The organism is Nesterenkonia muleiensis (assembly GCF_003600155.1).
GTDB classification, from domain to species: Bacteria; Actinomycetota; Actinomycetes; order Actinomycetales; family Micrococcaceae; genus Nesterenkonia; species Nesterenkonia muleiensis.
Genome location: NZ_QWLD01000056.1, coordinates 81,260 through 102,886 on the forward strand (window position 1 = coordinate 81,260; position 21,627 = coordinate 102,886).

The 21,627-nt window shown below is 66.4% G+C and carries 22 protein-coding genes; 11 read left to right on the forward strand and 11 right to left on the reverse strand.

Annotation, left to right across the window (positions count from 1 at the left end; all coding sequences use genetic code 11):
• The first annotated feature begins 167 nt into the window (after positions 1-167).
• The 5 genes from DVO78_RS16560 to DVO78_RS17815 all read left to right on the forward strand — a co-directional run bounded on the left by DVO78_RS16560 (position 168) and on the right by DVO78_RS17815 (position 4,798).
• Positions 168-1,181, forward strand: a complete 1,014-nt coding sequence (locus DVO78_RS16560; RefSeq protein ID WP_120006591.1) for an acyl-CoA thioesterase — start codon at positions 168-170, stop codon at positions 1,179-1,181.
• A gap of 37 nt (positions 1,182-1,218) precedes the next feature.
• Entirely contained in the window at positions 1,219-2,250 is a 1,032-nt protein-coding gene (locus DVO78_RS16565; protein WP_120006593.1) for a CPBP family glutamic-type intramembrane protease, read from the forward strand.
• 71 nt (positions 2,251-2,321) lie between these two features.
• On the forward strand, positions 2,322-3,710 hold the full coding sequence (locus DVO78_RS16570; protein WP_120006820.1) for an MATE family efflux transporter: 1,389 nt from the start codon (positions 2,322-2,324) through the stop codon (positions 3,708-3,710).
• Between the two features lie 15 nt (positions 3,711-3,725).
• Positions 3,726-4,283 (forward strand): hypothetical protein, encoded by a 558-nt coding sequence (locus DVO78_RS16575; protein WP_157984105.1) that lies wholly within the window; start codon positions 3,726-3,728, stop codon positions 4,281-4,283.
• A gap of 92 nt (positions 4,284-4,375) precedes the next feature.
• Positions 4,376-4,798, forward strand: coding sequence for a hypothetical protein (locus tag DVO78_RS17815; RefSeq protein WP_202912232.1), 423 nt, complete (start codon positions 4,376-4,378; stop codon positions 4,796-4,798).
• 99 nt (positions 4,799-4,897) lie between these two features.
• Here DVO78_RS17815 and DVO78_RS16585 read toward each other — a convergent pair whose 3' ends face one another.
• Entirely contained in the window at positions 4,898-5,650 is a 753-nt protein-coding gene (locus tag DVO78_RS16585) for a CGNR zinc finger domain-containing protein (protein ID WP_120006597.1), read from the reverse strand.
• A gap of 166 nt (positions 5,651-5,816) precedes the next feature.
• Entirely contained in the window at positions 5,817-6,302 is a 486-nt protein-coding gene (locus DVO78_RS16590; RefSeq protein ID WP_120006599.1) for an SRPBCC family protein, read from the reverse strand.
• 79 nt (positions 6,303-6,381) lie between these two features.
• Here DVO78_RS16590 and DVO78_RS16595 point away from each other — a divergent pair, with 79 nt between their 5' ends.
• Positions 6,382-7,641, forward strand: coding sequence for a hypothetical protein (locus DVO78_RS16595; RefSeq protein ID WP_120006601.1), 1,260 nt, complete (start codon positions 6,382-6,384; stop codon positions 7,639-7,641).
• A gap of 295 nt (positions 7,642-7,936) precedes the next feature.
• Here DVO78_RS16595 and DVO78_RS16600 read toward each other — a convergent pair whose 3' ends face one another.
• Positions 7,937-8,827 carry an ArgP/LysG family DNA-binding transcriptional regulator gene (locus DVO78_RS16600; RefSeq protein ID WP_120006603.1) on the reverse strand — a complete coding sequence of 297 codons (891 nt, stop codon included), beginning with the start codon at positions 8,825-8,827 and terminating at the stop codon, positions 7,937-7,939.
• Between the two features lie 129 nt (positions 8,828-8,956).
• Between DVO78_RS16600 and DVO78_RS16605 the strand changes: the two genes are divergently transcribed.
• Positions 8,957-9,676 carry a LysE/ArgO family amino acid transporter gene (locus DVO78_RS16605; RefSeq protein WP_238385373.1) on the forward strand — a complete coding sequence of 240 codons (720 nt, stop codon included), beginning with the start codon at positions 8,957-8,959 and terminating at the stop codon, positions 9,674-9,676.
• Positions 9,677-9,747: 71 nt separating this feature from the next.
• Here the strand turns inward: DVO78_RS16605 and DVO78_RS16610 are convergent, their stop codons facing one another.
• On the reverse strand, positions 9,748-11,478 hold the full coding sequence (locus DVO78_RS16610) for a phytoene desaturase family protein (protein ID WP_120006605.1): 1,731 nt from the start codon (positions 11,476-11,478) through the stop codon (positions 9,748-9,750).
• A 195-nt stretch (positions 11,479-11,673) separates the two neighbouring features.
• On the opposite strand from DVO78_RS16610, the gene DVO78_RS16615 reads away from it, so the two are divergent.
• Positions 11,674-12,768 (forward strand): LLM class flavin-dependent oxidoreductase, encoded by a 1,095-nt coding sequence (locus DVO78_RS16615; RefSeq protein ID WP_120006824.1) that lies wholly within the window; start codon positions 11,674-11,676, stop codon positions 12,766-12,768.
• A gap of 2 nt (positions 12,769-12,770) precedes the next feature.
• Here DVO78_RS16615 and DVO78_RS16620 read toward each other — a convergent pair whose 3' ends face one another.
• Entirely contained in the window at positions 12,771-13,346 is a 576-nt protein-coding gene (locus DVO78_RS16620) for a small multi-drug export protein (RefSeq protein ID WP_238385374.1), read from the reverse strand.
• Between the two features lie 60 nt (positions 13,347-13,406).
• The gene (locus DVO78_RS16625) at positions 13,407-14,354 is read right to left on the reverse strand and encodes a polysaccharide deacetylase family protein (protein ID WP_120006607.1); all 948 of its coding nucleotides are present in this window, start codon (positions 14,352-14,354) and stop codon (positions 13,407-13,409) included.
• 29 nt (positions 14,355-14,383) lie between these two features.
• On the opposite strand from DVO78_RS16625, the gene DVO78_RS16630 reads away from it, so the two are divergent.
• Positions 14,384-14,593: a twitching motility protein PilT gene (locus DVO78_RS16630; protein ID WP_120006608.1), complete on the forward strand. Its 210-nt coding sequence runs from the start codon at positions 14,384-14,386 to the stop codon at positions 14,591-14,593.
• Between the two features lie 39 nt (positions 14,594-14,632).
• Here the strand turns inward: DVO78_RS16630 and DVO78_RS16635 are convergent, their stop codons facing one another.
• Positions 14,633-15,646 carry a saccharopine dehydrogenase NADP-binding domain-containing protein gene (locus DVO78_RS16635; protein ID WP_120006610.1) on the reverse strand — a complete coding sequence of 338 codons (1,014 nt, stop codon included), beginning with the start codon at positions 15,644-15,646 and terminating at the stop codon, positions 14,633-14,635.
• Between the two features lie 71 nt (positions 15,647-15,717).
• Here DVO78_RS16635 and DVO78_RS16640 point away from each other — a divergent pair, with 71 nt between their 5' ends.
• Positions 15,718-16,707 (forward strand): GlxA family transcriptional regulator, encoded by a 990-nt coding sequence (locus DVO78_RS16640; RefSeq protein WP_120006612.1) that lies wholly within the window; start codon positions 15,718-15,720, stop codon positions 16,705-16,707.
• Positions 16,708-16,830: 123 nt separating this feature from the next.
• Positions 16,831-17,682: a UbiA family prenyltransferase gene (locus tag DVO78_RS16645; RefSeq protein ID WP_120006613.1), complete on the forward strand. Its 852-nt coding sequence runs from the start codon at positions 16,831-16,833 to the stop codon at positions 17,680-17,682.
• 5 nt (positions 17,683-17,687) lie between these two features.
• Here DVO78_RS16645 and DVO78_RS16650 read toward each other — a convergent pair whose 3' ends face one another.
• The 4 genes from DVO78_RS16650 to DVO78_RS16665 are packed head-to-tail and all read right to left on the reverse strand — an operon-like array spanning position 17,688 to position 21,533.
• A complete protein-coding gene (locus DVO78_RS16650) occupies positions 17,688-18,800 on the reverse strand; it encodes an FAD-dependent oxidoreductase (protein ID WP_120006830.1) in 1,113 nt (370 codons plus the stop codon).
• A complete protein-coding gene (locus tag DVO78_RS16655) occupies positions 18,793-19,488 on the reverse strand; it encodes a methyltransferase domain-containing protein (RefSeq protein ID WP_238385375.1) in 696 nt (231 codons plus the stop codon). Before DVO78_RS16655 ends, DVO78_RS16650 begins: the two co-directional genes overlap by 8 nt.
• An 8-nt stretch (positions 19,489-19,496) precedes the next feature.
• Positions 19,497-20,579, reverse strand: a complete 1,083-nt coding sequence (locus DVO78_RS16660) for a type III polyketide synthase (RefSeq protein WP_120006615.1) — start codon at positions 20,577-20,579, stop codon at positions 19,497-19,499.
• Positions 20,580-20,627: 48 nt separating this feature from the next.
• Entirely contained in the window at positions 20,628-21,533 is a 906-nt protein-coding gene (locus DVO78_RS16665) for a LysR family transcriptional regulator (RefSeq protein WP_120006617.1), read from the reverse strand.
• Positions 21,534-21,627 lie beyond the last annotated feature (94 nt).

A 21,627-nucleotide genomic window follows, 5' to 3' on the forward strand; every position in this document is an offset into this window, starting at 1 on the left:
GCCACCTCACGGTCATTGCTGGGTCGAGGATTTTCACATGGTCGAAGATCGTCACATCACTGTGCGCGCAACCATCCTAGGTCGCGTACCCATCATCACCCTAAAGAATTCTTGATTTCGGCAGTGTGTCATGCAGCACTGTGCCGAGCCGGTGCTACCGTCACACTATGCCTCGTAGGTCCAGCATCGAACTCACCTTCCGGGAAGTCACCGGCTCATCGCGGGACTCCACGGTGCCGGCCGGCGTCGTCGTCGACTGGATTGACAAGACCGCCTACGCCTGTGCCGCCAGCTGGTCGCGTGCCCAGTGTGTGACCGCCTATGTGGGAAACATGCACTTCACCGTTCCGGTGCCGCGCGAGACACCGGTGACAGTTCAGGCCCGGGTGGTGCACACCGGCCGCACCAGCGTGCACGTGCAGACCCGGGTGCTGATCCAGACCGAGTCCGACGGCCTGCAGACCTGCACCGAGTGCTTCATGATCTATGTGGCAGTCGGCTCAGACGGCGAGCCGCTGCCGGTGCCGACCTTCGCACCGGTCACTGAGCTGCAGAGCCGCCGCGACGTCGACGCCGCTCGCCGCATGGACTACCGCAAGCAGGTCGAGGAGACCATCCAGTCGCTGCCGGAGTCCTTCGGCTCGTCGGAGGCGCTCACCCTCCGGTTCCTGGTCAGCACCGAGGAACGCTACCCCGACGGCAAGGTCCGCGGTGGGGCGGTGATGAAGTGGATCGACCAGGCCGCCGAGCTCTGCGCCGAGCGGTACTGCGGCTACGACGTGGTCACCGTCCTCTCCGGCGGTGTGCGGTTCTACCGCCCCATCACCATCGGCGACCTGGTGGAGGTCGACGCCCGGCTGGTGCTCACCGGCTCCAAGTCCATGCACGTGCTGGTCAGAGTCCGCGCCGGAGACCGCTGGGACCGCAGTCCGGAGGTGGTCGCCTATGGCCTGCCGGTGATGGTCGCCCCCGACGGCACCGGTTCGGCACGCCGGATCGTCCGCTGGGAGCCGATCAGCGAGGAGGACCACGAGGTCGCCGAGAAAGCCCGGCGCATCCGGGACCTGCGCAACGCCACTCTGCTGACCCCCTCGCCATACTCCGGCCCCAATGAGGGTGTGGTGGACCTCGAGGCCGTTGACCAGCAGGCCCAGCCCGCAGCGGGTCATCCTTCAGAGTGATGCTTCCCCGCTGCCCGATTCACTACGCTGAGCAGTAATGAGTCAACAGCCACCCCCAGTCCCCAACCCCTATGGTCCGCAGCCGGCCGGACCCGCCCCCGGCTGGCAGCGGCCCGGTGATCCCCACCAGCCGGCGGCGTCCGGGTCCCCTGACGGCCCACCCCCGGGGTGGCATCCCGGGCAGCAGCCTCCGCATCTGCAGCAGCAGGTTCCGCCGCACGGGCCGCCCCCGGGCTGGCGGCCCGCCCCGAGAAAGCGCCAGAGGGACTCCGAACCAGGAAAGTTCACCTGGTGGGACCTCGGAGCCACACTGTTCTACGTGCTCGGCTTCCTCAGCGGACTGGTGGGGCTGGTGGTTCTGTTCCCACCCATCAACGAGCTGGTCACCGGCGACGAGACCCAGATGCAGCAGGGCATGTTCCTGGTCAACGCCCTCAGCTACGGTGTGCTGGCGGTGATCGCGATCGCCCTCTCCGGCGCTGCCCTGTGGCGGTCGATCAGAGCCTTCAGCTATCTCTGGTGGCTGAAGCTGCTGCTGGTCCCGGTGGCCTGGATCGCCAGCATCGTGCTGAACATGGTCCTGGTGCTCTTCTTACTCGGCGCCGAGCCGGAGACCTCTGAGAATCAGGAAGCCATCGAGGCGATGCTGCAGGCGGTTCCCTTCATCGCGGCTCTGGTGGTCATCGCAGCCCTGGGGCCCTATGTGGAGGAGTACTTCTTCCGGCACCTGCTGATCGGCAAGCTCTCCCGTTACATCAACGTGTGGGTCTGCGGCGCGATCTCCGTGCTGGCCTTCCCGCTGCTGCACTTCATCCCCGCCCTGATTGGCATGGCCGATGACCTGTCCCTGGTCTCTGTGGTGCCCTATCTGACCATGGGCATCGTGATCACCCTGGGCTATATCCTCAGCGGGCGGAACCTGTTCTACGCGTGGCTGCTGCACTTCTTCAACAACGCGATGTCCCTGCTGCTGGCCTATTTCGTCATGCCTTGGGCCGAAGACTTCGCCGGACCGCTGGAGGGCTTCGCGGTGCTCAAGACACTGATCGGACTGACGCTGATCGGGTGAGCAGAACAGAGTACGACGCCGCCAGCTCAGCTCCGAACAGCGACCCGCGTCCGGTGGGCCGGCGCGGACGATTGAGCCGAGCGAAGACCCGAGCGTACTCGGAGTCTTCCGAGGCGAGTGAGGGAGGCCGACCTTTAGCCCGGCAGATCCTTGCCCTGGCGGTGCCTGCATTGGGTGCGCTGCTGGCCGAGCCGCTGTTCCTGATGGCCGACACCGCCATCATCGGCTGGCTGGGCACCGCCGAGCTGGCCGGTGCGGCCCTGGGCGTGACCGTGATGCACACCGTGGTGGGATTGATGGTCTTCCTGGCCTACTCCACCACACCGGCGGTGGCCCGGTTCGTCGGTGCCGGAAAGACCGCCAAGGCGCTGGCCGCCGGCCGCGACGGCATCTGGCTGGCCCTCGGTCTGGGTGCGGTGCTCGCGCTGGCCGGGGCGGCCGCCGGGAACGGGCTGCTGCGCGCCATGGGCAGCGCCGGTGAGATCCACCCCCATGCCCTGAGCTACCTGCTGTGGTCGCTGCCGGGGCTACCGGCCATGCTGCTGGTCTTCGCCGGAGTCGGTGCGCTGCGCGGATTCCAGGACACCAGGACCCCGCTGGTGGTCGCCGGGATCGGCTTCGGCGCCAACGTGCTGCTGAACCTGATCCTGGTCCACCCCCTGGGGTTCGGCGTGGCCGGGGCCGCGGCCGGAACCTCCATCGCCCAGTGGGGCATGGCGATCGCCTACCTGGTGATCCTGGTGCCCAGGATGCGTGCCGCAGGTGTGCCGCTGGGCCCGGAGCCGGCGGCACTGCGCTCTGCGGCACAGGTCGGTGGTTGGATGTTCCTGCGCACCGCGACCATGCGGGTGGCGATCGTGGCTACGGTCATCGTGGCCACCGGTCTGGGGCCGGAGACCCTGGCCGCTCATCAGGTGGCCTTCACCTTCTTCTCCACCTTGGCCTTCGTGCTCGACGCCCTGGCCATTGCCGCCCAGGCGCTGATCGGCCGCGAACTGGGCGCCAGCCGCGCGGCAGCCGCCCGCCGGATGACCCGCACCATGATCTGGTGGGGCCTCGGCTTCGGCGCAGCCGTGGGGGCACTGACCGCAGTGATCTCCCCCTGGGCGCCATTGCTGTTCACCCGGGACGAACAGGTCGCCCAGATGATCACCGCGGCGCTGCTGGTGCTGGCAGTGGCCCAACCACTGGCCGGATACGTCTTTGTCCTCGACGGCGTGCTCATGGGAGCAGGCGATGTCCGCTACCTGGCCCTTGCCGGGGTGGTGAACATGGCGGTCTATCTTCCTGGCCTGTGGTGGGTGGCCCGGTACGTGGAGGTCGGCGATCCCGGGCCGGCCGGAGAGCCCACACTCTGGCTGTGGCTCGCCTTCACGGTGCTGTTCATGGGCGCACGCGGTGTGACGCTCGGCCTGCGCGCAGCCGGAAACCGGTGGATGGTCCTGGGGGAGTCCCGGTGACGTAAAATGGCGGCTGTGCCACTGACCCGAATCGAGCCTGAGACCGCCGCTGCGCTGATCCGCCCGGCATGGACCCGCGCGGTGATCACCGCTGTGTTCGCGGCCTTCACCATCTTCTGGACCGACGACACCATGACGGTGGCCCGGATCGCCCTGGCCGCCTTCTTCATCCTGGGCGCCACCGCCGTCTGGGACTACGCCAAAACCGAGCAGGTTCCTCCCGCGCTGACCGGCGCGATGGCCCTGGGCGCTGCCGCCTGGGTGTTCTCCGGGATCGCGGCCATCTTCGCTGCTTCCACCACTGTCCTGGCCGTCATCGCCGGTGCGGGGTTCCTGGTGATGGGTACCTGCGAACTCTCCGGTGCGCTGAAGGTGCGTGCCGAATTCGTGCCCTCCAGAGACCATGTGCTTCTGGGCGTGGTCGGAATCCTCACCGGGGTGGGGCTGTTCCTGGGCGCAGGGCTGGACCCGCACGGAATCCTGGGTATCTCCGGGACCGGAGTGATCATCATGGCGGTGCTGCTGCTGATCTCCGCTGCCGGCTTCACCCACGAATCCCGCTCCGCCGGCTGAACTCGCGCAGCAAGTTCTACGGCGCGTAGAATGGCCTGGTCCCTGCCCAGAGGACTAGTCACCCCGTCACCGTGCAAAGGAAACCCGCCCACGTGCCCGAGAAACCCAAGGAGCGCCGCTCCCTGCTGGAGACCGTCAAGGCTCCGCTGATCTTCTCTTTCGCACTGGCTTTTGTGGCTGGATTCGTCACCCTCATCTTCTCCTCGGGCGGATCCGACAACCCACGGGTGGAGCACGATTCGGCCGGTGTGGACAACCCGATCAACCTCGCGCTGCTGGCCTTCGGCATCGCTTTCATCGCCAGCCTGCTGATCGTCTCCATGCTCCAGCTGGCCTCCCGGGAGAACCCCGAGGAGCTCTCCCAGGGCGCGGGAGTCAACCGGAACTCTGAGGAGCTCTACCGGCAACAGGTGGCCCGGCGCCGGGAGAAGAGGCGCAGCCAGGAAGCTGAGGAGGCCCGTCGCGCCGGTGAGGCACCAGAAGATCCGCCTTACGGTCAGCGCTCGGAGGGCTGAGCCGAACCCACTTCCCTCCGCTGCTTCGCCGCAGGCTCTCTACATCGCCGTGAGGTATTGCCTGCGGTCACGCAGAAGGCTGACGGCGAAACGCCAGGGCTAGGACTTCTTCTCCCGCTTCTGCATCAGCTCTTCGCGCATCCGGTCGCGGAACTCCTTGGCGGCCACTGCAGTGGCCGACTTCGGCCGGTTGATGGCCTCGGCCTTCTCCGCCGAGGAGGGCTTGGTCAGCCGGCGCGGCTTCTGGGCCGGGGCTGCTGCGCCGTCGTTGTTCTTCTGGGCCGCCTGCCTGGCACGGTAGGCCCGAACATGGGCCCGGTTGGCGCAGTTGCCGAAGTCGCAGAACAGCTTGGAACGGTTCCTGGTCAGGTCCACAATCGCGGCCTCGCAGTCATCGCCGCGGCAGATGCGCAGCCGGCCGGTCTCCTCACTGGTGACCAGATGGGCCAAAGCTGCGGCCACAGTGGCGGTGATGACATCGCTGATCTGGCGCGACACCGGGATCGGGCGCTCGCGGAACTGGGCCTCCCCCTCATCCTCGGTGATCACCAGCTCGGTTCCCACCCCCTCCAGCAGCTTGTTGATGATCTCCAGTCCGGAAGGCGCGGTGACCGGGGCGGAGGACCATACGGTGTGCAGCTGACCACGCAGGCTGCGCACTTTCTCCAGCTGTTTCTTGTTCGCTGTGGTGGTCGGCCACTCAAGCTCGGGCTCACGCTCGGTGAGATAAGCCTTCAGGCCCTCCACCGAGGAAAGGGTGTCCGGTGTGTCTTGTGCGCTCTTGAGGCCCTCCGCTGTGTTGATCAGGTCAGCGGCGGCGGTCAGGGTGCGGTTGATCTCTGCGTTGAACATGCAGTCTCTCCTGCCAGATATGGGACGCCCATCAGCTGGAACGGCAGCGTGGGCGCATGGGTGCAACTTCGAGGGCACTGTACATTGCCGTCATGGAAGACGACAGTGTCGGTGGCTCAATGGCATAGTCTAGCGTCAAGTCCGCTGACCTGGAGATATAGCCTTATCAAGACCCTGTATCCTCGAAATGTGACTTCACCCGGCGTAGTGATTCCTTGATGCTGACGGCGTTCTGCTGGGGAGTCTTGAGTCGCTTGAGCGCTGCACGGACTGGGGGAAGCTGCCCGGAGGCGTCGTAGCTCTCGGTGACCCGGGAGCCGCCGCCGTCCTGCTCGAACTCCCACCGCCACCGGTGACCGGTGGGCTGGCGCCATTCGATCACTCCCGGGCCGCCGGGGGCAGGGCGACGGGCCTGAGTGACCTTCAGCGGAAGGCGGTACGGCAGCCCGAACTTACGCATATGAACGCTGAACCTGGCACCTTTGGTCAGCTCATGCGGTCCGATCGCCGAGGACTGCACAGTCTGGGAGCCGTCGACCTCATGATGCCGGTGCGGGTCGGCGATCAATGCGTAGACGGCCTCCGCTGGTGCGTCAACGGTGATCGAGTAGCAGACACGGTGCGGGCCGGAGTCCTGGCGCTCTGGTTCCATGGCCCGACACTATCCCGGGGTGCACAACGGCCCCAAGGTTGGACTTACCAGGGCTGGCTTGATCTGGTAAGTCTGGAGTGTGACCGCAAAGCGCAGAACCGGCCGAGCTCGCAGACTCGCCGCCAGCGTGGCTCAGGAGGAGGCTGCGCACCCGACCACGACGACGCCGCAGCAGGCAGAGACCCAAGCCCGCCTCCAGGTGCTGATCGAGTCCAGAGCCATCTGGTCCGCCCTGGGCGGGGGCCTGTTGGGGCTGCTGGTCGGTCTGGTGGTCTTCTACGAGCAGCGGCCCTCACTGGCCGGTGACGACTCCATCCAGTTCTACGGGGCCATCGCAGGTGGGATCGCCGCCGGCATCGCCTTCTTGCTGGGGTACTCGCTCAATGCGCGGATGGCGAATATCTGGATCGGCCAGCGGCCCAGACTGCAGCAGTTGATCGACACCGTTGCCCTGCTGGTGGTGCACTCTTCTATCGCGGTGATGGGATCATTGGGTATTTTCCGGGTGTTCCAGGAGGCGTTCATCGGCCTGACCGTGGACCATCTGGCGGGAGCCCTGCTGGTGGCCATCATCGGTGGTGTGGCCGCGTACTTCAGCTTCAACTCCGGGGCGCGCATCAACGCGTTCACACTGTCCACACTGCTGGCGATCTTCATGGCCTCCGGCGTGCTGGTCTCGATGATCTTCGCGGAGAACCCGTTCTGGTGGCATGTGATGTTCTCCGAGCTAGGCACAGGGCAGGCTGGGCTGACCAGCTTCTGGACCTTCAACACCACCCTGGTGGTCTCCGGGATCATCATCACCACCCTGACAGCGTTCATCGCCCGGGATCTGGAGATCTGGGCCGGGCATGAGCGTGCCAAGGTCGCTCAGCGCCTGGAGGCGCGGGCTGATCAACGACGCCGCCCCACCGGCAGGGTGCCGCTGGCCACCCGGGTTTCCAACTCCTTCTCCGGGCACTTCCGGACTCCGCGAGTCATGATGGTCCGGGTCTTGATGGTCACCATGGGGCTGTCCCTGGCGGGTGTGGGGCTGATTCCCATCAGTCTGCACCTGCAGGCCCATACGATCGTCACCGCGGTGTTCGGGGTCTCCTTCCTGTTCATCCTGCTGGCAGTGCCGTATCTGCTGCCTGGCTTTTCGCGGTCCTTCTACGTGCTCAGCTTCCTCGCCGCGGCAGGGCTGGTCTTCTCCTTCCTGCTGTGGAGGCCGATCGGCTACTGGAACCTCACCTCCCTGGAGCTGGTGGGTGCGGCCATCCTGTTCGCCTGGCTGATCGTGTTCATCCGCAATATCGCGGCCCTGGTGGAGCGCGTCCGCCAGATCGAGACAGCCTAGTCCCGGCGGCGGGGAAACCCCGCTCGCCTCTGCGCACCCGTGGTGCGCAATCCTCAATCTCCTCAGGTGCCACGAGCAAGCTCGGGCCCCCCTCGGCTCAATCGGATCTCGGCCGCGTTGCCGTGGCCTTCGCGCCTGAAGTGAGTGTCGGACTGCCATACGCAACTATTCCCGAACACCGCAGGCTATGAACTTGTGCGGGGGTTATGTCGCGCGCACTCGGCCAAAACTTGCGCAGTTTCCAGCAGGGCGCGGTGTTGTCCATCGAATGTGATGCTCAGGAGGTTCTCAGCGCTCAGAGCAAGTGTGTGGCGGCACGTTTGACCGATTCGGTGAGCCGGTCCAGCGCCGGCGTCGTCGTGGTCCAGTGCTGCCAGTGCAGTGGCACGTCCTCGGCGCCGATCTCCTCGATGACTCCCAGGTCCGGATGCCTCTGCTCCAGCACGCCGGCCGGGAGCATGGACTCCGGGATCATCCCCCAGCCCAGCCCGAAGCCCACGGCGGCGTTATAGGCCTGGACTGAGGGCAGCAGGTGGGTGACCGCCGGTGTGACGGCGAGCCTGGCCAGAGCGTTGCGCTGGGTGGAATCCCGGGTGCTGAAGTCGATCTGCGGCACCTGAGCCCAGTCGACCGAGCCGGTGTCATCCCGGTGCCGGTCCAGCAGTTCGGTGCTGGCCACTGGCCAGTAGCGGATGGTGCCCAGCGGCTCCGCGCGGCACCCTGACACCGGTGCGGGGTTCTCCGTGACAGCGGCTGCCACGGTGCCGTTGCGCAGCAGCTCGTCGGTGTGCTGCTGGTCCTCGGTGTGAACGTGAATCTCCACATGGTCCCAGGTGGCGGCCTCCTGCAGAACACGGATGAACCAGCTGGCCAGCGAGTCGGCGTTGACTGCCACGGCCAGGGTGATGGTGGGGCGGTAGTTCGGCGAGGACCCGCGGAATCCCAGGCTTCTCCGGGCTTCGTCCTCCAGGAGAATGGTCTGCCGGGCGATCCGCAGCAGCTGCTCGCCGGAAGACGTTGTCCGCACCGGGATGGTCCGGGTGAGCAGAACCTGGCCGACCTCCTTCTCCAGGGCCTTGATCCGCTGGGAGAACGCTGAGCCGGAAATGCGCAAAAGATCCGCGGCAGCGTCGAAGGTCCCTTCGTCCACGGCCAGCACAAAGGCCCGGAGCTGATCAGTGTTCATAACCCTTGGCTCGCTTCCCGTCTCCTGGCTCCGCACCGAACGGCGTCCGCTCACTATCTGAAGCATACCTTCATTCAGTGAAGAATTTTGCGCTGGTGCGGATTCATCCCCGGCGCAACAATGGAGTCCATGCTGACTGTTCTGCTCACCGGACTGCTGACCACTATGGCGCTGATCGTGGCCATCGGCCCGCAGAGTGCCTGGCTGCTGCGCCAGGGGCTGCGCCGGGACCGCGTGCTGCTGGCGGCGCTCTGCTGCCTGATCGGCGATATCCTGCTGATCGCAGCCGGAACCGCCGGTGTCGGCGTGGTCATCGACTACGCACCCTGGCTGCTTGATGTCATCCGGTGGGCCGGTGTGGCGTACCTGACCTGGTTCGCCTACCGATCTTTCCGCTCGGCGTTCAAGGCCACCGCCGGGCCAAAGGTATCCGGGCAGAAATCCACAGAGACACTACACGTGGCCATGACCTCCGAGCTTCCGGTGGTGACTCCTGGCGGCCAGCAGGACGGACCTCCCACCCAGACCCGGCAGAAGGTCAAGGTCACTACTGTCTCCAAGGTGACCACAGTGGCCGCGGCCGGGCTGATGCTGAGCATCGTCAACCCTCACGCCTGGGTGGACTCACTGGTGGTGCTGGGGACCATGGCCAATGCCTTCGGCGCGGACAGGTGGTGGTTCGCGCTCGGGGCAGTGTTGGCCTCGGTGATCTGGCTGAGCCTCCTGGCCTGCGGGTCAGCTCTGCTGGCCAAGGTGCTCAACCGGCCCCGCACCTGGCAGATCATCGATGTGCTGGTGGGGGTGACGATGCTGGTGGTGGCCGGTGTGCTGGCCCTGACCGGGTTCTGAGCCAGTGTCGCCTCGGTCAGCTGACGCTGACCCTCACACCTGAAGTCTGCCCGGTTGCCGCGCTCCGAATCTCACTGACCACTCAGCATTTCTGTGTCGCGGAGGATCGACGCTGCGGCGTTGTAACCGGCCATACCGTGGGCGCCGCCGCCGGGCGGGGTGGATGCCGAGCACATATACACGCCTTCCACTCCTGTGGCGTAGGGACTGCGCACCAGACTGGCCGGTCCGGCGAAGGTCTGGCCCAGGGTCGCCAGGCCGGCACTGACGCTTCCGCCGACCATATTCGGATTCCACTGCTCCAGCTCGGCCGGACTCCAGACCTTCCGGTCCAGCACAGCGTCCCTGAACCCCGGGGCGTACCGGCTGATCTCAGTCTCGATCAGTTGCGCGGCCCGTGCTGAGCCCGCGGCGTCGAGCCCATTGGGCACATGGGCATAGGCCCAGCACACGGTGCGGTGATCGGGTGTGCGCGAATCATCGGCAGCGCTGGGCTGGGTCAGCAGCACGAAGGGCCGGCCGGGCAGGATCCCTTTGTTCGCCGCCGATTCGCTGGCGGTGATCTGTGTTGCGCTCCCGCCTAGATGCACAGTCCCGGCCTGCGCGAGCTCGGCCTGCGACCAGGGAATCGGCCCGTCCACCAGATAGTCGATCTTCACCAGCCCGGGCCCATACCGCCAAGTGTTCATCCGCCGTCTTGCGCTGTCGGGGAGCCGCAGCCCCTCCAGCTGAAGCACCTGCTTCGGGGTGAGATCCAGTACGACGACGTCGGTCACCTCCTCACCGGCACGCCGCCTGCGGCCGAGGTCGCCTTCGCGCACCCCCTCGATCCGGTAGCCGCGTGGCCTGAGGTCCTTCCGGATGCCGGGACGCAGCCCAGGCAGGGGCGCTTCCCTGATCTCCTCCACGCGGAAGTCCGTGACGATCTGCCCCCCCAGGGCGTCCAGCTCAGCGGTGAGCGCATCGACCAGCCTCTGCGATCCGCCACGGATCACCGGCCAGCCCTCGGTATGCCCCGCTGCGCCGAAGACCACTCCGAAGGCAGAGGTCAGCGGGTGAGTCAGAGGTCCGGTGGAATGGGCTGCCATCCCGGCGAACAGCGCCCGGGCGCGCTGGGTGCTGAAGCTGCGCATCATATTCCGTGCCGGCATCAGCCCCAGCGCGCCGATCTGAGCTAATGCCGCTGTCTGCTGCACTCCTGACCGCAGAGTCCGGGTCAGTCTCCGCAGAGCGTCTGGAGAGGTGGTGGCCGCTGTGGTCCTTTCGGGCGTCGTCTGCAGTCCGGACAGCGGGCGGCTCGGCGGGCTCAGGAAGGCCCGCCTGACTGCCTCCCAGTTGTTGACCACCGGGCCGATGATCCAGCGCCACAGATCGCCGTCGGGACCCAGCTCGTCGGCGGTCTGTTCCAGGCTGCGGTGCAGCAGCACTGCGTCTGCGGCGTCGTTCCCTGTCTTCACCGGGTGGGCAGCGGGAATCGGCGGATATGCGTAGTCGATGCCGCCGGAAGTGGCTTCAGGCGTGAAGGCCGGTGCCTCTGTAGCCGGCCCAGAGGCGCGCGGGGTCCCCCCGCCGCCGGAACCAGCAGCGCCGAGCATCGACTCATAGGCCGGGGAGGCGAAGGGAAACACGCTGGCCCCCAGGTCGCTGATCAGGCCCGGGCCGAAGAGCTCCGCTGACCGTGCCGCCCCACCCGGGGTCCGGCCGGCCTCGTAGACGGTCACCTTCCATCCGGCCCGCGCCAGCCGGCAGGCGGAGGTCAGCCCGTTGGGGCCGGAGCCGATGACAGCGGCATGCTGAGTCATATATCCAGCTTACGCGCCCGGTTGTGCCCTGCCGTACGGGTCTCAGGTGCACCTGCTCGGTAACCAGTGGAGTGGTGGGGATATCACCATCCCTTGGGCAGCGGGTATGCCCAGCACCCGCCTGGCCGCGCCGAGCCACCAGGGTGTTTCAAATTTGAAGGAATACGAGGTGTGGTCTGTACAGTTGTGGAGATCATGAGCATCAGCACAGAGCGCCACAGCGACACCTTCGAATTCGGCATCCACACCTTCGGCGACGTCACCTCCACGCCCGACGGATCCCGCCGGCTGACTCAGCCGGAGGTGCTGCGGAATCTGCTGGCCGAGGCCACGCTGGCGGACCGGGTAGGAATCGACGTCGTCGGGATCGGCGAGCACCACCGCCCGGACTACGCGGTCTCAGCACCGGATGTGGTGCTTTCGGCCATCGGCGCGGCCACCGAGCGGATCAAGCTGATCTCGGCAGTGACGGTGCTGTCCTCCGATGACCCGGTGCGGGTCTACCAGCGCTTCGCCACCATCGACGGGCTCACCGGGGGCCGGGCCGAGGTCTCGCTGGGCCGGGGAAGCTTCATCGAGTCCTATCCCCTGTTCGGCTACGACCTCTCCGACTACGAGAAGCTCTTCGAGGAGAAGGTCGACCTCTTCGTCACGCTGCGCTCGGAGGGGCCGGTGACCTGGACAGGGGAAACCCGTGCGGGGCTGCAGGATCAGGAGATCTTTCCCAAGACCGAGCATCCCCACGGACTTCCCACCTGGATTGCGGTGGGCGGCACACCCAATTCGGTGGTGCGTGCTGCCCGTCACGGTGTGGGGCTGGAACTGGCGATCATCGGCGGGGCGCCCCACCGCTTCGCCCCGCTGGTGGACCTCTATCACCGGGCGCTGGAGCAGTTCGGCCACGGCAAGGACTTCCGGGTGGCCTCCCACTCCCACGGGTTCGTCGCAGAGACCGACCAGCAGGCCCAGGAGATCTTCTACCCCTCCTGGGCGGAGTCGATGCACAGGATCGGCCAGGAGCGGGGCTGGGGCGGCGGCTATCCATCCCGTGAGCAGTATGAGCAGGAGATCACCCACGGTGCGCTGTTCGTCGGCTCACCGGAGACGGTGGCCGAGAAGATCGTGCGCACCCAGAAGCAGCTGGGCATCTCCCGGTTCGGCCTGAAGTACGGCAACGGCTCGCTGGCCCATGAGCACATGATGAAGGCCATCGAACTCTACGGCACCCAGGTCAAGCCGCTGGTGCTGGAGCAGCTGGGCCGGGGCGCTCACTCGGTGGATAGTCCCTGACTTCAGGCGGCGAGCAGGTTGAGGAAGCCGACGCCGAGCAGGGTAAAGCCCGCTCCCCAGATGACGACCGAGACGAACATCCAGAGCATCACCAGGTGCCGGTTGGCGCCGAAGGAGACCAACAGCGGAGCGGTGATCTGGCTGGGCAGCGCAAGCGGACCCAGAAGTGAGACGCCGGGTACCCCGAACCTGTCCAGCAGCCGCTGGGTCTTGGCCCGCCGCTTCTGCTGGGACTCTGAAAGCTCCTTGGGCCTCTGCCGCTTCAGCGCCCCGCTGCGGATCCAATGGGCGCCATAGACCACCAGCGCCAGGGAGAGCATATTGCCGACCACTGCGGCGGCGAGCGCGGCGAAGAACGGCATGCCGACCACCACGCCGATGAACCCGCCGAAGAACGACTCCACGAACGGGATCGCGGAGATGGCGATGATGCCCAGCCACTGCAGAGTCTCGGGCAGGGAGTCGGTCCAGCTGCGTAGCTGGCCCCAGAAGGAATCCTCCGGGAAGACCAGCTCGGTGGGGTCGGCCTCAGCGGTGATGGACAGGATCTCGGTGAATGCGGGCAGCGTGTCAATCATGTGCCTCATTCTTCCGGACGACACCTGATGCGTCGTCAGCCCTGCGAGCGATCTTTCACCTCAGGGGCGCAGACCAGAGCTGTAGACCTGCCCCGGCTCTCCGGAGTGGCCCAGGATCTCCGAGACGGTCACCACATGGTAACCCTTGGCCAGCAGGTCCCGGAGAATCAGCGGAGTGGCCTCGGCGGTGGAGGCTTCCAGATCGTGCAGCAGCACAATCGCGCCGGGTTCCACCGTGTCGATCACCTGCTGATGAGTGTGGGCGGCAGAGCGGTGCTGCCAGTCGCGGGAATCGGTGCTCCACATAATCATCGGCCCCTCTGCGGCCTGACTGACCTGTGAAGTCAGCGACCCGTAGGGCGGGCGCGCCATCGACGGCTGCCAGCCGGTGGCCGATTCGATGGCCACGGCGGTGCGGGAAAGCTCAGAGCGCAGCTCACCTTCGCTCAGCTCCGTGAAATCAGTGTGCGACCAGCCGTGGTTGCCCAGCTCATGCCCCGCAGCGGCGACCTCTGCGGCGATCTCCGGGTGAGCGGTGGCCATCTGCCCGGTCATGAAGAAGCTGGCCCGGGCGCCCACCTCGGAGAGTGCCGCCAATACTTTGCGGGTATTCGGTACTGGCCCGTCATCGAAGGTCAGTGCGACGCATCGGACCTCAGCGCAGTTCACTGGTCCCGCAGGATTCGTGACGAAGATCGGCTCAGTGTCTGGTGTGGAGATGCGCTCCGGGGGCACTTCAACCTCCTGTTCGGTTCCGTCGGCGGCTTCGTGATCGGCATCCTCGCTGTGGCGGCGCAGCTGCTCGCTCTGCTCGGCCCAAGGGTACGATGCCACCGCCTGACGCATGTATCCGGTGCGCTCATTGACCGCCTGGGACCAGATAGCAGCGCTCGATGAGGGGGCGGGCTTCGCTGCGATCGGAGCGGTATGGCCAGGCGCGGCGAGCAGCGCCAGCAGGGTCACAGCCGCAGCAGCGACTGTGCGGGTGATCAGGGGAAGGATCCGCACACCACAGAAGCCTATGGCCGGGGCCCCAGATGTCGGAGACGCACACACCGGCGGCAGCCAGGTTCGTTGCAGCCGACTGGCTCCGAGCAAGGATGTGGGAGTTGCGGCACAACCTCAGCGGCCACGATGCCACATACGTGGCATTGACCGAGATGACCCACGCCTCTGCGCTGCTGACCACCGACGCGCGGCTCGCCAGCGCACCCGGCTCCGAATGCCGAATCCAGTTGCTGGACTGAATTCGAGATTCACCGATGTGACGCTCAACCTCGGATCGGCTACTCGTACTTCAGCGTGAGGTGAGTTGCGCTGAGAGCTTCCAGGAAGTCGCGGGCGTCGAAGGCCTCTCCCAGAGTGGTGGCTCCCCTCACATCGTTGGCGCGGCGATTCAGCAGCCGATCGGCAGCTTCGGCGACCAGGGGAGCGCTGACAGCGTAGATGTCCTGCCCGGCAGCGGAGATGCGCCGTTGTGCTGTGCCGCGCCGTGCGAGTACTTCGACCACGAACTGCTGGGCGGATCGACCAGTCGTGTCGACTGCCGTGGGGGCTGCGGTGTGTGCGTTGCGGACGTCGTCGAGCGCGGAGGTGGTGAGATAGGTGCGAACCGTTGAGACATTAAGGTGCCTGGCGATGGCAACGATCTCGGAGAAGGGACTAGCGATCATGCGTTGACGTCCAAGCGATCCCTGGAAGACCCACTCCCGCACCGGTGCCGGAGCGGGGGCGGAGGTCAAAACGCCGTGATCGACCACGAGCCGGGTAGCTGTGTTGCGTCGGCCGGTCTCTCGTGTCCCGGGTGTGGGCCACCAGCGGTCGATTCCGATGGCGATATCGATCGTGTCCGTGGCCTCCCATCCACTGGTCGCAGTCGTGGCCAGTAGATCGGCGAGGCCACCGTAGAATGCTGTCGCAGGAATCAGCGTGCCCTCGATATCGTCATGCGTTTTGTCGTATGCGCGATAGATCTGTTGGACAGCGGCTTGTTCGGCGCTGATGTCGAGATAGTGCGCACCAGCTCTGATGCTGGCTGCTGCCATAGGCAGCCCGGTATCCAGGAAAGGGCCGGCGCAGTTGACTACGACGCCCACCCCGCCCATTGCCGAGTCCAGCGCGTCTAGGTCATTGACAGCTGCAGCCCGGATATCCAGGGTGGGGTGTTGCAGTCCCATCTTTGCCAGGGCGGCCGGGTTCCGCCCGGCGAGGACCGGGGTCAGGCCACGACTGAGTATTTCCGTTACCACGAATTGTCCGGTGTGCCCGTAGGCTCCGTAGACGAGAACATCTGGATTCACCCTGCCATCTCATCAGCCCAGACGTTCCCGAAACTAGTGTCTGATACGACGTTATCCGTACAGTTTCAGACATGCATCGAATTGGACTAGTCCTGCACGAAGGTTCGATGCTGTACGAGACCGCGATCGCAGCAGAGATCTTCGGCGTTGACAGGTCCGATCTGTCACTGCGCGGCCACTGGTACGACCTCGTCGCATACACCGTAGACGGCTCACCCTCTGCTTGGTTGCCCGAGATCGCCACTCGGCCATATGCCGCGTTGGCCGAGACTGACACTGTGGTCGTGTCCTCGACCAGTGATCTCGGCGGGAAGCCGAATCCGGAGCTGCTGGCTGCCCTGCTCCGGGCACACGAAGCCGGTGCGCGTATCGCAGCCCTGTGCACCGGGGCTTTTATCCTTGCGGCAGCGGGGCTGCTGGACCAACGCACTGCCACCACGCATTGGATGCATGCCGACTCATTGAGAGATCGTTACCCACGGATCAATGTCCGTCCTGACGTCCTCTATGCCGAAGATGGTCAGGTGCTCACCTCGGCAGGAAAAAGCGCAGCGCTTGATCTGTGCCTGCACCTGGTGCATCGCGATTTCGGGGCAACCGCCGCGAATGGTCTCGCCCGTCGGCTGGTGGTCCCTGCACACCGCCCGGGCGGTCAAGCACAGTTCATCGCCGCGCCGCGTGCTCCAGTGAGTCAAGATCGACTAGGAGCTGCCCTGGAGTGGGCGCGAACCCATCTGCACCAGCAGATCACCGTCCAGCAGCTGGCTGACCGGGCGGCCCTCAGCTCGCGGCAGCTTGGCCGACGGATGAACGCCGAGATGGCGATCACGCCGCGTGCCTGGCTGCAGCAGCAACGCGCAACCCTGGCCAGGGAGCTGCTGGAGAGCACTGACAGCTCCATCGAACAGGTGGCAGCTTTGTGCGGCATGAGCACAGCCGCCACCCTTCGGCGCCATTTCAGACATGTTCTCGGGGTGAGTCCCACTACCTATCGCGCAACGTTTCGCAGCGGGTCAGGCGCGTTGGACATGGAGTCCGCTCTCGATAAGGTGGCCGGATAGCGCGGTGAGTCGAAAGCCCAGTTCAGGCTCGCTCGTTGGGTAAGCCAGAACAGCATCAGAGAGGGACGACGACGCCGGCTGCGGTGCGCGCAAGCAGGCGCGACTCGATGAGAGACTGAGCGCATGACCGGGGCGAGGGCAGTGCGGGGACTGTGGGCGTCGTCGCACCCTGGCCCGACCCTGGTGGTCACCGTTCTCGCCGCGGCACTCGGGGTGGCCGCCGGGCTGGATGCTTGGCGGCTGACGCTGCTGACCGGGGCCGTTTTCGCCGGACAGCTTTCGGTGGGCATCTCCAACGATGCGATCGATGCCCGGCGCGACCGGTCTGTGGGCCGCAGCGATAAGCCCCTCGCCCGGGGCGAGGTCAGCGTCCGGACCGCGTGGGTCGCCGCAGTGGGGTGCCTGCTTCTCGCGCTGGCGCTGTCAGCGCCGCTGGGTGCAGGTCTGCTGGGGATGCATGCGCTGGCACTGGCCTCCGCGTGGTCCTACAACGCCGGGCTGAAAGCCAGTGCGTTCTCGGTTGCTCCATTCGTCCTCAGCTTCGGGCTCTTCCCCTCCTTTGCCACCCTGGCAGCTGCAGAGCCGCAGTTCGCCCTCCCCTGGGCCTGGGCGGCCGGTGGCGCTCTGGGTGCCGCCGTTCATCTGACCAATGTGCTGCCCGATCTCGACGACGACGCCCGCACCGGCATCACCGGACTCCCCCACCGGATCGGTGCCCGGCCCGCGGCCGCCGTTGCCGCAGCGGCGGTCCTGGCCGGCGCAGTGGCGGTCACCGCGGGTCCCGTCGGTGGCGATGTCCACCAGGTTCCGGTGATCTCCTGGGTTTTCTTCGTACTGGTCGTCGTGCTGGTGCTGGTGATTCTGACGTTGGTGGGGGCAGGCCGCTCCGGCCGTGAGCTGTTCCGGCTGGTCATGCTGGTCACTGTGGTGCTGGCTGTTCAGCTGGTGGCCTCTGGAGGCTCGCTTGTCCCCTGAGATCCTCAGGCGTCGAGGTCGAACCCCATGGCGTAGGCCCGGGCGAACACGGTGCCGGTTCCCGGGCCCAGCATCAGGCGCAGCCCGGTGCGCCGGGCCGCGTTCAACGGTGCAGGTGCTGGGCGGCCCAGGCGGGTGTTCAGCCCGCCAAGCGCGGACGCCCGGCGCGCCGAACGCAGCCGCGAGCTCTCCCAGTACTGGAGCTTGGCCTCCGGCGCGGTGCCGCAGCTGAGCCAGTCTGCCAGCAGCGGTGCCAGTGTTGCCGCGTCCAGCAGCCCCAGGTTCATGCCCTGCCCGCCGATCGGACTGACCTCATGGGCGGCATCTCCGATGACGAACAGTCCCGCACGGCGCATACGGGGCGCCAGGAACCGGCGGACCCCGAAACCGGTGGCGCGGACCGGGACAGTCTCGCCCCGGGTGACCAGTGCGTGTTCCATGCGGGCCTGCTGCTGTTCCGGGTCGGCACTGGCCCCCGGCGGATCCCAGGCCACGAAGCGCCTGCGCTGCTCAGGCAGCGGGAAGGATTCGAGGACCCCGGAGGAATCGAGGTGCACCACCGCGGTGTCGGAGTCCTCGCGCTCGCCGACCACCGCGTCGGTCATCAGGTAGCGGTCCGGATAGGTATGCGCCTCCGAGTCCCGGTAGACCAGCCTCCGTGAGCGGGCCCCGCCGGCCAGGACCACCAGGGGGGCGCGCCTGACCCCGGCACTGGTGTGGAGGAGAACCTGGTCCTCTGAGGGCTGGACTGCGGTGACCTCAACCCCGCGTCGCGGCGGCGGCGCCGCCTGGGCGAACACCTGCTCGGTGGCCGCCTGCGGCAGGGTGGTCACGAAGGGGAAGCGAGCCGGGAGACGGTCGAAGCGCACCGTGCCCAGGGTCTGCCCCTGGGAGCGGGCCTCACCGCGGCGAACCGCCAGCCCGCGCTCCAGAAGCTGTGCGGTCAGCCCTGAGGATTCTAGGGCGGCGAGCACCGGGGCGTGGATGCCGATGGCCCGGCTGCCCGGCGAGGCCTGCTCGCGCTGTTCGAGGATCTCGACGCCGATGCCGTGGCGGCACAGCTCTGCGGCCATCAGCAGACCCACCGGGCCTGCCCCGATGACGATCACCTCAGGCACGGCCGGGGCCTTCGGCAACCAACCGGAACGGCACCGGCGCGGTGATCGTCCACTCCGGCCCCAGTGCGGCGGAGAGCTCCCGGGCCTGATAGCTGCGGCGGATGGAGCGCAGCCCGTCAGTGCGCAGGAAGGTGCCCGGTGCCAACGGGAGGATTCCGAGCGAGAAGAGTCCGTAGGCCATCCGGCTGCGGGCGATGTCTCCGTGCAGAACTGCCGATGAGCAGAGCTGCTGCGAGTCTTCGGTGAACTCCATCAGCTCTGTGGTGCTCAGGTGGTGCAGAACGTGATTGGAGATCACGACGTCGAACCTCTCCCCGCGCTCCAGCAGCGTCTGAGCATCAGCGCAGAGGAACCGTATTCCATGCCCTTGCTGGGTCTGCGCCACCTGGTGGGCCCTGGGGTCGGGATCGGCCCCGGTCCACTGTACGGTCAGGTCGTCGCGGGCGGCCAGGCGGGCCAGATGCGCGACGACGTCGCCAGCGCCGGAGCCCAGGTCCAGGACGTGCGCCGGCCGGTCCAGGCTGAGCAGGATATCCCGGAGCCTGGAGCGGTAGACCGTGGCCCAGCCCGCCACTAACCGGTTGACGATCCCGAACCGGCGCAGCGTCGCGTCCAGCCGCTGCGGATCGCAGTCGGGATCGTCCATCAGCTCGCGTAATCGTTCATCGCGTTCTGAGAGATTCACCATCGCCGCGTTCAGCCTTCCTTGCGCAGCAGAGCCGATTCCACGGTCAGGCCGGGGCCGAACGCCAGAGCCGCCAGGCGGCCGGTGACGGCCTTGTCCTCCAGGAGGTGCCGGAGAATGAACAGGATGGTCGCACTGGACATATTGCCGTAGTCGTTGAGCACTGAGCGGGAGGCGGCGAGTGCGGCGGCTGGAAGACCGAGCCCCTTCTCCACTCGGTCCAGCACACTGCGTCCGCCCGGGTGCACCGCCCAGATGTCCGGGGACGGCAGTTCGCCGAGGAACCGCTCGACGGTGTGTCGGATTTCCCGCCCGATGATGCGTGGCACCTCTGCTGAGAGCGTCATGTGGAATCCGTGGTCGCCGATGGTCCAGGCCATGTCGGACTCACCTTCGTCGGTCAGTGCGGTGGCGAACCGGTCCAGGAAAAGTCCGCCGGGGGTTCCCGCGGCCTCATCTGCGGTGACCAGTGCGGCGGCTGCCCCGTCGGCGAAGACTGAGGCGGCGACGATCTGCTCTGGATCCGAACTGGTCCGAACGTGCAGGGAGCACAGCTCTACGCAGACGACCAGCACCACTGCTGCCGGCTGCGCCGCGGTGATCTGCCAGGCCAGCCGCAGGGCCGGCAGTGCGGCGGCACAGCCGATGAACCCCAGGTGGCTGCGCTCTACGGTCCGGGGGAGCCCGAGGTCTCTGACCAGCCGGTAGTCGATCCCGGGGGCGAAGAACCCTGTGCAGGAGACGGTGATCAGATGCGTGATCTGGTAAGCGGCGATCTGCCCGCTGGTCAGCGCATCCCGGGCGGCCTCGGCCGCCAATGCAGGGGCCTGCTGCCGGTAGAGGTCATTGCGGACTCCGGTGGTGGGGGACTGCAGTGACCGGTCATCGGCGACGAACACACCATCTGAGGAGTTGCCTAAGCCGGTGAGGACGGTGTGCCGCTTCTGGATGCCCGCGGCGCTGAAGGCTGCGCTGATGTGACGCTGGGTGAGTCTGCCGGCGCCTGGTTGCGCGGTGAAGAACGACCCCAGCTCTTCCTGCTGCACGGCGGTCGTGGGTACTGCTGTGCCGATTGCTGCGATGCGCGCGGACATGCCTCAACCTAACCCTGACCGGGGAGTTTCACAACATAGAGGCTGTTCTCATGGATCTGCAGAGCTGTGGTGCTTGAGGGCAGTGACTGCGGCGGTGATGCGTGGATTGTGGTCTGAGCCGCGGCGTTGGGCAAGCAGGATTCTGCGCCGAGGGATCTGGGTGCCGGTCAGCGGGATCTGGACCACTTGCGGGTGGGGAATGCTCATCGCGATCCGGGGGACTGCGGCGATGCCTGCACCGGCGGCGACCAGAGCGGTGGTGGCGGTCAGCTCCTGGGCGTAATGAGCTATCCGTGGTGCGTAGCCGACGGCGCGGGTAGCGGCCAGCAACTCCATGTAGGCGTCCTGGTGGGGATGGCCGGTGATCCAGTCTTCCTGCGCGGCCTCTTCGAGCTGGACCCGGCCGTAGGCGGAGAACCGGTGCTCCTTGGGAACAAGCAGGTCGATCGGGTCGTCAAGGAGGCTGGTCACCTCGACATGACTGTCGGCGAGGTGGCTGGTGGACTCATCAGCCACGAAGAGTCCCAGATCGATGTCTCCCGACTCCAACGCCGCCAGCAGCTGGCTGGAGTAGATCTCCTTGACAATGGGCCGCAGCTGGCGATGCCGTGTCCGCATGCTGCCTAAAGCGGGGGTGATGATCGAGGAGATCGCCGTGGGGAATCCGCCGATGGTGATGGGCCCGCAGAGATCTCGGGCTGCCGCGGCAGTGTCGCTCAGTGCGGTTTCCCATTGCGCGTTGAGAGTCCGGGCGTGGGCCACCAGGCGCTGACCGGCTGGGGTGAGTCTGACGCGTCTGCCGTGACGTTCGAGGATATCGACGTCGAGTTCATTTGCCAGTTCCTTGAGCTGTTTCGAAACGCCGGAAGGTGTTCGATGCAGTGCCTCGGCAGCGGCTGTGACCGTGCCGTATTCGCAGACCGCGATGAGCAGTTGCAGACGGGAATCAATCATGTACTTATGGTGCATGATTTTGCGGAATAAATGAACCTGGACGCCAGTATTCGGTCCGCGTAGAACAGGAGGTGTGAACAACACCTTCAACCAG